This is a genomic window from Haloferula sargassicola (assembly GCF_040362925.1).
GTDB classification, from domain to species: domain Bacteria; phylum Verrucomicrobiota; class Verrucomicrobiia; order Verrucomicrobiales; family Akkermansiaceae; genus Haloferula; species Haloferula sargassicola.
The window spans coordinates 36735-47580 of sequence record NZ_BAABRI010000017.1 but is presented as its reverse complement, the minus strand read 5'-3'; the positions used below and the strand labels follow the sequence as shown (position 1 = coordinate 47580).

General features: G+C 65.3%; 11 protein-coding genes. 3 read left to right on the top strand and 8 right to left on the bottom strand.

The window, feature by feature from the left end:
- Positions 1–4: 4 nt before the first annotated feature.
- Complete coding sequence (locus ABXH26_RS14700; protein ID WP_353567845.1) at positions 5–661, top strand: hypothetical protein; 657 nt, start codon at positions 5–7, stop codon at positions 659–661.
- 3 nt (positions 662–664) lie between these two features.
- Here ABXH26_RS14700 and ABXH26_RS14695 read toward each other — a convergent pair whose 3' ends face one another.
- On the bottom strand, positions 665–1231 hold the full coding sequence (locus ABXH26_RS14695) for a hypothetical protein (RefSeq protein WP_353567844.1): 567 nt from the start codon (positions 1229–1231) through the stop codon (positions 665–667).
- Positions 1232–1334: 103 nt separating this feature from the next.
- Between ABXH26_RS14695 and tyrS the strand changes: the two genes are divergently transcribed.
- Positions 1335–2507: a tyrosine--tRNA ligase gene (gene tyrS, locus ABXH26_RS14690; protein WP_353567843.1), complete on the top strand. Its 1173-nt coding sequence runs from the start codon at positions 1335–1337 to the stop codon at positions 2505–2507.
- A gap of 39 nt (positions 2508–2546) precedes the next feature.
- Positions 2547–2789, top strand: a complete 243-nt coding sequence (locus tag ABXH26_RS14685) for a glutaredoxin family protein (protein WP_353567842.1) — start codon at positions 2547–2549, stop codon at positions 2787–2789.
- Between the two features lie 649 nt (positions 2790–3438).
- On the opposite strand, the gene ABXH26_RS14680 is transcribed toward ABXH26_RS14685, so the two are convergent.
- The 7 genes from ABXH26_RS14680 to rpsM form a co-directional block, all read right to left on the bottom strand.
- Positions 3439–3852, bottom strand: a complete 414-nt coding sequence (locus ABXH26_RS14680) for a hypothetical protein (protein ID WP_353567841.1) — start codon at positions 3850–3852, stop codon at positions 3439–3441.
- A 68-nt stretch (positions 3853–3920) separates the two neighbouring features.
- Complete coding sequence (locus ABXH26_RS14675; RefSeq protein WP_353567840.1) at positions 3921–5645, bottom strand: diflavin oxidoreductase; 1725 nt, start codon at positions 5643–5645, stop codon at positions 3921–3923.
- A gap of 117 nt (positions 5646–5762) precedes the next feature.
- Positions 5763–6854, bottom strand: a complete 1092-nt coding sequence (locus ABXH26_RS14670) for a glucose-6-phosphate dehydrogenase assembly protein OpcA (protein WP_353567839.1) — start codon at positions 6852–6854, stop codon at positions 5763–5765.
- A 10-nt stretch (positions 6855–6864) separates the two neighbouring features.
- Positions 6865–8397, bottom strand: coding sequence for a glucose-6-phosphate dehydrogenase (zwf, locus tag ABXH26_RS14665; RefSeq protein WP_353567838.1), 1533 nt, complete (start codon positions 8395–8397; stop codon positions 6865–6867).
- A 727-nt stretch (positions 8398–9124) separates the two neighbouring features.
- Positions 9125–9736 (bottom strand): 30S ribosomal protein S4, encoded by a 612-nt coding sequence (gene rpsD / locus ABXH26_RS14660; RefSeq protein ID WP_353567837.1) that lies wholly within the window; start codon positions 9734–9736, stop codon positions 9125–9127.
- A 19-nt stretch (positions 9737–9755) separates the two neighbouring features.
- The gene (gene rpsK / locus ABXH26_RS14655; RefSeq protein WP_353567836.1) at positions 9756–10322 is read right to left on the bottom strand and encodes a 30S ribosomal protein S11; all 567 of its coding nucleotides are present in this window, start codon (positions 10320–10322) and stop codon (positions 9756–9758) included.
- A 19-nt stretch (positions 10323–10341) separates the two neighbouring features.
- Positions 10342–10710, bottom strand: a complete 369-nt coding sequence (rpsM, locus tag ABXH26_RS14650; RefSeq protein ID WP_353567835.1) for a 30S ribosomal protein S13 — start codon at positions 10708–10710, stop codon at positions 10342–10344.
- Positions 10711–10846: the final 136 nt, after the last annotated feature.

The following is a 10846-nucleotide window of genomic DNA, read 5'->3' as shown; positions in this document are numbered from 1 at the left end:
ACTCATGACCGCGATCATCCCGTCCTGCGAAACCGCCGTTTCCACCGTTCCCGAATGGCATCGCGCCGATGCCAAGGGCCACGAGGAGTTCATCGCCGCCCACGGCTGGTCCCCCGGCGCGCTGAACCTCGCCCAGGGCGTGGCCATGCAGGTCCACTCGCCGCTGATCCATGCGGAAAGCACGCGGCTGCTGATCGACCTCGGCCGCCATCCGGAAAGCGACGACCGCTGGAGTCAGCTCAGCCGGTCGCTCACCGAGGACCAACGCCGCCGCCTCGACGAGCGGCAGAAGAAGAACTACCTCGACACCCTCGCCAACCGCATCCGCATCCCGATGATGCGCCGGGAAACGACCGTCCACCTCTCCGTCGATACCGCCGACCTCGGCGGCGCAGCGGTCGAGATCGCCTGCGATGGACGCCGCACCGACGAGTTGGACTGGATCGACCGCTGGATCGCCGCCCTGCGCCAGGTGCTGCCCGCTGATCAGGTCCGCTCCGGCACCACCGGTTCGAACGACCTCCAGAGCTACCTGCGCGACAAGTTTCCCGGGCTGATGTCGGTCCGCCTCACCGCCGCCACCTCCAGTTTCCTGGAAAACCGGCCCGTCCGCTGGAGCGAGCTGCGCAAGGCAGTCCTCGCCACCATCCCGCGCGACTGAAACTCAGCGCCCGAGCATCGAGTTCGTCTCCTCCACCGTCAGCGAGCGTTCGCTGCGGTAGTCGCGGATCTCCGGCTGTTTCCACACCCGCCGGCGCAGGTCGGTTTCCGCATCGGAGGTCGTGGCGATGCCCTCCATCCCCGCCTCGCGGGCCGCGCCCGTGCCGATGGCATCGGTCGTGTAGTTCCGCCCGCTGTCGCGGGAAACCATCGCACCCTCGCGCGCCCCGGACGAACCCTCGCGGGCGGCGGTCATGAACCGGCTGCCATCGGTATCGCCGCCATAAACTTGCTTGGCGTAGTCCTTGGTCCCCCAGAACGACTTTTTGGCATAGTCCTTGGCCACGAACTCGCGCTTCGACAGCTCGCCTTCATACATCGAGTTGGCCTGCGAGTTCTCCATAGCCGACTTGCGGGCCCCGCCCGAGTAATTCGGATTGTAGGTTCCGAAGTCCTCCAGCGTCTTCTTGTGGGCGGCCGCCGCCACCGGCTGCTCGGCCGATTTTTCCCCGGCACACGAGGCCAGGCATCCGACCAGGACACAGGCGGTGGGAAAAAATCGATGGCTCACGGCGGGCGACGCTGCCAAAACGCCCCCCCGCCCGCAATACGGGATTTGCAGGCCTTTTCCTCGCCACTTGTCACGCGCCCCGAGCTGCCCTAGACCCACCGCCGTGACGCCCGAAGAACAACTCGCGATCCTCACCGCCGGCACGGCGCAGGTGATTTCGGAAAAGGAACTGCTCGAAAAGCTCAAGTCCGGCCGCCCCCTGCGCATCAAGCTGGGGCTCGATCCCACCACGCCGGACATCCACCTCGGGCACACGGTCGTGTTCGAAAAGATGCGCCAGTTCCAGAAACTCGGGCACCAGATCGTGATCCTCATCGGCGACTTCACCGCCACCATCGGCGATCCCTCCGGCCGCTCCGCCACCCGCCCGCCGCTCAGCCGCGAGGATGTGCTGGTCAACGCCAAGACCTACACCGACCAGATCTTCAAGCTGCTCGATCCCGACAAGACCGAGGTCGTTTACAACGGCGACTGGTTCCGCAAGATGACCTTCGAGGACGTCCTGCGCCTCAACGCCCGCGTGACCATGCAGCAAATGCTCCAGCGGGAGGACTTCAAGAAGCGCATCGCCGAGGGCACGGAGGTCCGGCTTCACGAGATCCAGTATCCCATCGTCCAGGGTTGGGACTCGGTCGAAGTCCGCGCCGACGTCGAACTCGGCGGCACCGACCAGCTCTTCAACCTGCTCGTCGGCCGCGACCTGCAGAAGGAAGAGGGCCAGGAGCAGCAGATCGTCATGACCATGCCGCTGCTCGAGGGCCTCGACGGCGTGAAAAAGATGTCCAAGTCCTACGGCAACTACGTCGGCGTGAACGACGCGCCGCAGGACATGTTCGGCAAACTGATGAGCGTCTCCGACGACCTCATGGCGCGCTACTACCTGCTGCTGCTCGGCCAGACGCTCGATCCCGCCCAGCACCCGATGGAGGCCAAGAAGTCGCTCGCCGAGCAGATCACCGCCCGCTACCACGGCCCGGAGGCCGGCAAGGCGGCGCGCGATGACTGGGACACCCGGTTTTCCAAAAAGGACCTCGCCGCTTCCGACCTACCGGAAATCCCCTGTCCCGGGGAAACCACGGTGCTGGCCCTGGCCGCGCAAAGCTTCGAGAGCGCGTTTGGCATCACCAAGTCGAACGGCGAGCTGAAGAAGCAGTTCATTTCCTCCGGCTCCGTCCAACTGAATGGCGACAAGCTCTTCGACCCGAACGCCACCGTTTCTCCGGCTGCCGGGGATGTGTTGAAGCTCTCGAAAAAGCACGCGGTCCGCTTCATCTAACGGCAGCGGCGTGGATCTTCATCCGTGCGATCCTCCACCATGCTTCCCATCCTCTACATCAAGCCCGGCTGCCCGTGGTGCATCGACGTCGAAGCCTACCTGCGCCGCCAAGGGATCGACTACGAGACGGTCAACGTCTCCCGCGACCGTGACGGCATGCAGGCGATGATCGAGCTCAGCGGCCAGACCAAGGCCCCCACGATGGACTGGGACGGCCAGGTACTGGCCGACTTCGGCGTCGACGAGCTGATTCCCTTCCTGGAAAAAGTCCGCCGGATTTAAGGGACGGCGGGCATCGACCCGGGACGGCGGGCATCGACACGGGGACGGCGGGCATCGACACGGGGGCGGCGGGCATCGACCGCCGGGCAGGGCCCCCGACGTGGGCCCGCTCAAAAAACGTCCTCCGCGCCCGGAAAAGCCCGCTTCAAAGACCTCGAAGCCTCTCCCCAAGCCCCCGCGCTGCCACCCTCCTGCCCGGCGCGCTCCCGCTCAAAAAACGTCCTCCGCGTCCGGAGACGCCCGCTTCAAAGACCTCGAAGCCTCTCCCCAAGCCCCCGCGCTGCCACCCCCCTGCCCGGCGGTCAATGCCCGCCGCCCCAACCTCATCCACTGCAGAAATTTGCCGGCCGGAGTCCACTTTTTAGAAAAAGTCCGCTGAGCGTGAGACGTCACGACCGCGAAGGGGACGGCGGGCATCGACACGGGGACGGCGGGCATCGACACGGGGACGGCGGGCATCGACACGGGGACGGCGGGCATCGACACGGGGGCGGCGGGCATCGACCGCCGGGCAGGGCCCCCGACGTGGGCCCGCTCAAAAAACGTCCTCCGCGCCCGGAAAAGCCCGCTTCAAAGACCTCGAAGCCTCTCCCCAAGCCCCCGCGCTGCCACCCTCCTGCCCGGCGGTCAATGCCCGCCGCCCCTTTCATCACTCTTGCGCGTCCTCGGCGGTACGTTCGATCCTCTCGCCCATCCGCTGCAGAAACTCGCCGGTTTTCTCGGTGGCCGTTCGAACGCCCTCGCCGGTCTTTTCGATGGCGGTATCGATCCCTTCCCCGGTCCGCTCGCCGATGGTTCGGGCGCGCTCGTCCGTCGTCTCGATGGCTTCGTCCAGCTCCTCCCCGGGCTCAACCGGCTCCTCCTCGACTTCGCCGATCCGATACTCCATTTCGCCCGCCGCTTCCTCAGCCTCGTCGCCGGCTTCCTCAATCCGGTCGGCGACTTCATCGCCATTCACGGAAACCTCGTGGTCCTCGATCACCACCGCCTTCGGAGGCTCCTCCTTTTCACAGGAAACCGACACGAGAACGAGGGCCAGCGGAGCAACACAAAGAGCTTTCATGATGCCAAGATGGCGCGCCTTGTCCGGACGCGCCATCGAAAATCCAACCGTCCGGGAACGCCCCGTCGTCAGTAGACATCGCGCTGGTAGCGCTTGTCCTTCTTGAGCTGCTTCACGAACTCGGCGGCCTCGTCCTCGCTCATGCCGCCATGCTTCACGGCCACGGCGTGAAGGGCGTCATCGACGTCCTTGGCCATGCGCGAGGCATCGCCACAGACGTAGAACGCCGCTCCCTTTTGCAGCCACTTCCACAGCTCCTCGCCGTTCTGCTGCATCAGGTGCTGCACGTAGACCTTCTCCTTCTGGTCGCGTGACCACGCGAGGTCGAGGCGGTCCAGCGTGCCATCCTTCACGTAGCCTTCCAGCTCGTCTTTGTAGAGGAAATCGGTGGCCTGGTACGGATTGCCGAAAAGCAGCCAGTTGCCGCCCTTGGCACCTTGGAGTTTCCGCTCCTCGAGGAAAGCACGGAAGGGCGCGATGCCGGTCCCGGGGCCGCACATGATCAGCGGCGTGTCCGGATTTTCCGGCAGACGGAAGGCCTTGTTCGAGTGGACGAAAACGCCGGGCGTCGCTCCCGCCGAACGGTCCGCGAGGTAGCTCGTGCAGATGCCGCCGCGCTTCCTACCATGACTCTCGTAGCGAACGATGCCGACGCACAGATGCACCTCGCCCGGGTGGGCGTTCGGGCTGGAGGCGATCGAGTAGAGCCGGGGTTGGAGCTTCTTCAGGATGCCCACGAAGTCCTCGCCATCGGCGAAGTCGGCCGGGTGGTCGATCACGAGATCGATCAGGTCGCGCCCCCAGCAGAACTCGGTGTAGGCGGCCTTGTCATCGGCCTCCACCAGCGCCCGCAGGAAGGGTGAGCCGCTGCGTGGCTGCCACTTCTTGATGATCGACTTGTTAAGGGTGCCGATGTCGTAATGCTTCAAAAGCGCCTCGCGCAGCGGCGCCTCCTTGCCGTTCGGCAGCGGTACGTCGGTATGGGTGTTGAAAGCCAGGTTGGCGAGGATCTCATCGACGACCTTGGGGTCGTTCTCGGGCACCAGGCCGAGCGCATCGCCGACCTCGTAGACAAGGCCGGATCCCTCGAGGGAAAACTCGATATGGTGGGTTTCCCGGGCCCCGCCCTGGTTCATGTTGAAGTTTTTCAGGATGGGCGACGGGAACGGCCGGTTTTTCGAAAAACCTTCCTCCGTCTGGTCGAGGGTTTCCTCGCCGGCGGGCACGGTCACCGTTTCCGGGGCCAGGACATCGACCACGGCCTCGCTCCACTGCTTGAACTCGGCATCGAATTCCACGTCGCAGTCCACCCGCTCCACGATCCGGGTGGCTCCCAGCTCGCTGAAACGCACGTCGATGTCCACGCCGCACTTGCAGAAGTCCGGGTAGTTCGAGTCGCCGAGCGCGAGCACGGAAAAACTCACTCCTTCGAGCTTCGGTGCGTCGGCCGAGAGGATCCAGTTGTAGAAATCCGCGGCGTTGTCCGGCGGTTCGCCGTCGCCATAGGTGGAGGTGATCACCAGGACGTTCTTTTCCTGCGGCAGCTGCGAGCGATCGTAGGTCGCCAGGTCGGCCACGGTGGGCTCGAAGTTGCCCTTCTTCAGGCGCTTGAGGAGCTTCTTGGCGAGCCCTTCGGCGTTGCCGGTCTGGGAGCCCCACAGCACCGTCACCGGCACGGCCGGCCCGGTCGGGGCACTGGGGATCGAAACACCGGCGAGGGTCTTGGTCAGGAATGCCTCAAGCCAAGCCCGCTGCTCGGCGGTGAAGGGGGCATCGTCGGGAAGTCGGATCATGGTCGGAATGCAGGAATTCGGCGGCTCCGCCGAGGGAGGCGGACCATGGAGTTAGAAAGATGGGGATTCAAGCGCGTTTCATACCATCCGCGGAGTGCAGACGCAGCGCGGATCAGACTAGGAATCGGCCTCCAGCAATCGCAGGAAGCACGGCAGGATTTTCCGGAACAGGGAGTTTTTTCCCCCGCGGGAAAGCTGCTCACCGACCAGCCCGGCGCACGACTCGGGATCCACCGGTCCGGGCTCCTCGATGTGGTGCCCGGGGGCCTCCAGATGACGGCAGAGATAGTTGTCGCCCTCGCAGCGGATGACTTCGATCGTCACCTCCCCGCCCCGCAGGCGGAAAAGCTGGATGGGCGGCCCGGCGTCCACCGCCTCGAGGGTCACCGTGATGCCCTGGCCGCCGCGGCTTTCGAAGGAAAACGACCGCGCGCCGCCTGCGCTCCGGTCGTCGCGCAGCGACAGCTCGCTGGCCTCCCGCCAGCCGGCTTGCGTGACCAGCCAGGCGAGCAGTTGCAAGGCCGCCATGCGATGCTTGGCATGATGGCGGATGGTGACCGTGTCGATCTTTCCAAGCACCGACTGCGCCACCGGGTCGTCGAACAAGGCTGCGGTCGAAACGCGGATCTGGAAACTGCGCGTCCACTCGAGGTCCTGCACCACCAAGGCATCGCGCGACTCGAGGGCATGGTGGATTTTTCCAAACGAAGCGACCGGCGTGGACCACTCGGAGCTGTCGAAAATGAAGCGATCCACCCCGCGGGCGAAGCGGTCGTCGAACACCCAGCTCAGCTCGCCCTGCCACCACAGCGTCAGCGGCAGGTCGGAGGCCAGGTGGGCGAAGACCGTGTTGTGCAGGCGACCGGTCGAGCGGCCGGACAGCGCGAAGGCGAGCTGTTCGCAGCACACCGACTTGCGACCGTGATGCAGGTGGCAGTGGGCGGTGATCCAGGCCCGGATCGAGGCCTCGGGGGCGTCGAAGTCCATGCTGATCAGGATGGCGCGGCAGGCGTGCTCGACGGTCAGCTCGCGCACCGCCTTCGAGTTCCGCTCGAGGCTGTCGGGCACCTCGGAATAGATCGCCAGGTTGATCAGCGAGGCGTTGGTGCGGGCATCGTCCTCGCCCCACAGCTTCTTCAGCTCGTGATCGATCGTGCCGACCGGCACTTCGCGGCCGAGTTCGGGATGGACGGAAAGGGTCTCGCTCATGACTTTCTCCTTACAGTCGACGCCATTCGTGGCCGTCCTCCTTCAGCAATTGATCGGCTTCCTTCGGTCCCCACGAACCGGCGACGAATTCTGTCATCGCCGGCGGCTGATCGGACTGGTGCCAGGCATGCTCGATGTGGTCGATGAACTTCCAGGCCTCCTCCACCTCGTCGCGGCGGGCGAACAGGGTGGCATCGCCGGCCATCGCATCCAGCAGCAGGCGCTCGTAGGCCTCCGGGCTGCTTTTTCCGAAGCTCGTCGAGTAGTGAAAATCCATCTTCACCGGCTCCAGGCGCAGACTGGTGCCCGGGATCTTGGAAACCATCCGCAGCGAGATGCCCTCGTCGGGCTGGATGCGGATGACCAGCACGTTGTTTCCCGGCAAGCCGCCGGGGGTGGCATTGAAAAGCACGCCCGGCGGCGACTTGAAGTGCACCGAGATCTCGGTCGCCTTCTTCGGCAGGCGCTTGCCCATGCGGATGTAGAACGGCACGCCGCTCCAACGCCAGGTGTCGATCAGCAAACGCAGCGCCACGTAGGACTCGGTCATGCTCTCGGGATCCACGCGGTCCTCCTCGCGGTAGCCGGGGACCGACTCGCCATCGACGTGGCCGGCGGTGTACTGGGCTCGGATCACGTTGCGGGCGACCTTTTCCGCGGTGTCCCACTGCCGCAAAGAGCGCAGCACCTTCACCTTCTCGTCGCGCACGCCGTCGGCGCTGAGATCGGTCGGCGGCTCCATCGCCACCAGACTGAGCAGCTGGAGCAGGTGGTTCTGCACCATGTCACGCAGCGCGCCGGCCTTGTCGTAGTAGCCGCCACGACCGCCCTCCATGCCGAGGTTTTCCGCACAGGTGATCTGGATCTGGGCGATGTGATTGCTGTTCCACAGCGGCTCGAAGATCGCGTTCGCGAAACGCAGCACCATCAGGTTCTGGGCGGTCTCCTTGCCGAGGTAGTGGTCGATCCGGAAGGTGTCCTTTTCCTCGAAGGTCTTGCTGACCACGTGGTTGAGGTGCTGTGCGGTGGCGAGGTCGGTGCCGAAGGGCTTCTCGACGATCACGCGCGACCAGCAGCCGTCCTTGGCCTTGTTCAGGCCGGCCTTTTTCAGGTGTTCCAGGATGTCATCGAAGAACTCCGGCGCACTGGCGATGTAGAACAGCCGGTTGCCCTTGCCGCCGCGCTCGCGGTCGTATTCGTCGAGCCGCTCGGCCAGGCGGCGGTAGCCGTCGTCATCGTGAAACTCGCTCCGGTGGTAATGGATGCTCTGCACGAAGCTCGACCAGACCTCGTCGTCGTGCCCGGAGCGCGAGACCTTGCGGTTGAGTTCCTCGAGGCCCTCGCGGAATTCCTCGTCCGATTTGTCGCGACGGGCGAAACCGACGATCTTCACGCCGGGTGGCAGTTCGCCATCGACGGCCAGGTTGTAGAGCGCCGGCACCAGCTTGCGGTGGGTGAGGTCGCCGGTGGCGCCGAAGATCACCACCGTGCACGGATCGGGGCGGGTGCGGGAAACGAGGTCTTCGCGAAAGGGATTGCTCATGAAAACGGGGCGCTGATTTGGCGGATTGGGCGGGCGAGGAAAAGAGAAATGGGTATGAATTTCGGTCAAGCGGCAGATGAGCGCAGTCGGCCTTTTGCCGCGCACCGCGATTTCGCCGGCCTCACCCCTGGGGGCGGCGGGCATCGACCGCCGGACAGGGCCTGCCGAGCCCTTCCCCCAGCCCACGTCCTCCGCGTCCCGCCCAGCCCTCCGCGGAGCCCCTCCGATTGGAAAAAGCCATCCACCCACGGGGGCGGCGGGCATCGACCGCCGGACAGGGCCTGCCGAGCCCTTCCCCCAGCCCACGTCCTCCGCGTCCCGTCCAGCCCTCCACGAAACCCCTCCGATTGGAAAAAGCCATCCACCCACGGGGCGGCGGGCATCGACCGCCGGACAGGGCCTGCCGAGCCCTTCCCCCAGCCCACGTCCTCCGCGTCCCGCCCAGCCCTCCACGGAGCCCCTCCGATTGGAAAAAGCCATCCACCCACGGGGGCGGCGGGCATCGACCGCCGGACAGGGCCTGCCATCTGACTTGATCTCGACCCCGACTTCAGCTCCCCACACGGAGGCTGCCAGGGTCGCCAAGCGAGTGCAGCAGCCGTCGAGCTTCACCGGCCCTGCCCGGCGGTCGATGCCCGCCGCCCCGCTCCATGCCCGCCGCCCCGACGCAAAACGCCCGACCACTTGCGTGGACGGGCGTTTTGAGAAAAATCGTCGGAAGGTCCGATCAGCGCGAGTAAAGCTCGACGATCAGCTGCTCGTTGACGAGCGGGTCGATTTCCGAGCGATCCGGAACCCGCTCCACGGTGCCCTCGAGCGAGTCGCGGTCGAGCGTGAGCCAATCCACCAGCGGGACCGACTGGGTCAAGTCCATCATGCGCAGGGCGAGCTGCTGGGCGGAGGGCTTGGAGCCGACCTTGATCTTGTCGCCCGGCTTCACCTGATAGCTGGCCACATCGACACGAGTGCCGTTGACGTAAACGTGGCCGTGGTTGACGAGCTGGCGGGCGGCGGCACGGGTGTTGCCGAAGCCGAGGCGGTAGCAGACGTTGTCGAGGCGGAGCTCCAGCAGTTGCAGGAGGATCTCACCTGTCACGCCGCGGCGGCGGGCGGCTTCCTCATAGTAACCGCGGAATTGCTTCTCGAGGACGCCGTATTGGAAACGCAGCTTTTGCTTTTCGCCGAGGGCGATCGAGTAGTCGCTCTTCTTCTTGCGGCCGGCGCGGAGGCCGTGCTGGCCCGGCGGGAAGCTGCGGCGTTCGAGAGCCTTGGAGGAGCCGAAGAGAGCCACGCCAAAGCGGCGGCTGATCTTGGCGCGGGGTCCGGTGTAACGTGCCATGGTAAAGGAAAAGTGGGGATTAAACGCGGCGGGCCTTCTTCGGGCGGCAGCCGTTGTGCGGAATGGCGGTGACGTCCTTGATCGAGGTGATCTCGACGCCGAGGGCCTGCACGGCACGGACGGCGGACTCGCGACCGGAACCCGGGCCCTTGACGCGGACATCGGCTTCCTTGAGGCCGTGGCCCATCGCCTGGCGGCAGGCATCCTGCGACACGACCTGGGCGGCGTAGGCGGTGCTCTTGCGGCTGCCCTTGAAGCCCATCTTGCCGGCGCTCGACCAGCCGATGGTGTTGCCGCTGGCGTCGGTGACGCTGACAATGGTGTTGTTGAAGGTGGCCGTCACGTGGACGATGCCCTTCGAGACGTTCTTCGATCCCTTGGCCTTGTGGATCTTGATCTGACCCTCTTCAGCGCCGGCGATCTCGGCGAAAATGTCGCGCTTCTCCTCTTTCTTGGGAGCGGCGGTTTCTTCAGCCTTGGCTTCCTCGGCGGGAGCGGCGGCGGGAGCCGCGGCCTCGGCGGCCGGGGCGGCTTTTTCCGGAGCCTCGGCGGCCGGAGTTTCAGCTTTGGTTTCTTCGTCAGCCATCTTGGAGAAAAGTCAGAGGTTATTTCTTCACGCCCACCGTCTTGCGCTTGCCCTTGCGGGTGCGGGAATTGGTGCGGGTGCGCTGGCCACGGACGGGCAGGCCGCGCTTGTGGCGGATGCCACGGTAGCAGTTGATCGAGGTCAGGCGCTTGAGCTGGGCCTGCTTCTCACGGCGGAGGTCGCCTTCGATGATGATGCCCTCGCTCTGGATCACGGTGCCGATCTTGACCAGTTGGTCTTCGGTCAGCTGGCCGGCACGGATGTCCGGATCGATGCCGGCGTGGTCAAGGATGCGCGACGCGGTCGTCGCGCCGATGCCGTAGATGTAGCGGAGCGATGCTTCGATCCGCTTTTCGTTGGGGATTTCGATGCCGAAAATACGTGCCATGGGAGCTTTGGGTAAGCGAGTGTCGCCTGGGGACCGGAAACCAAGAATCGCGTGCTCCGGTCCGGAGCGGGCGGGCTGTTTAGCAGAGGAATTCGGGCTGACAAGCGGGAAATCTGAATTTTCCGACGGATTTCCG

Excerpts from the sequence above, each read along its gene's own strand:
- ABXH26_RS14700 (WP_353567845.1), top strand. The coding sequence starts at position 5 with ATGACCGCGATCATCCCGTCCTGCGAAACCGCCGTTTCCACCGTTCCC.
- ABXH26_RS14685 (WP_353567842.1), top strand. The coding sequence starts at position 2,547 with ATGCTTCCCATCCTCTACATCAAGCCCGGCTGCCCGTGGTGCATCGAC.
- ABXH26_RS14680 (WP_353567841.1), bottom strand. The coding sequence starts at position 3,852 with ATGAAAGCTCTTTGTGTTGCTCCGCTGGCCCTCGTTCTCGTGTCGGTT.
- ABXH26_RS14675 (WP_353567840.1), bottom strand. The coding sequence starts at position 5,645 with ATGATCCGACTTCCCGACGATGCCCCCTTCACCGCCGAGCAGCGGGCT.
- ABXH26_RS14670 (WP_353567839.1), bottom strand. The coding sequence starts at position 6,854 with ATGAGCGAGACCCTTTCCGTCCATCCCGAACTCGGCCGCGAAGTGCCG.
- zwf (WP_353567838.1), bottom strand. The coding sequence starts at position 8,397 with ATGAGCAATCCCTTTCGCGAAGACCTCGTTTCCCGCACCCGCCCCGAT.
- rpsD (WP_353567837.1), bottom strand. The coding sequence starts at position 9,736 with ATGGCACGTTACACCGGACCCCGCGCCAAGATCAGCCGCCGCTTTGGC.
- rpsK (WP_353567836.1), bottom strand. The coding sequence starts at position 10,322 with ATGGCTGACGAAGAAACCAAAGCTGAAACTCCGGCCGCCGAGGCTCCG.
- rpsM (WP_353567835.1), bottom strand. The coding sequence starts at position 10,710 with ATGGCACGTATTTTCGGCATCGAAATCCCCAACGAAAAGCGGATCGAA.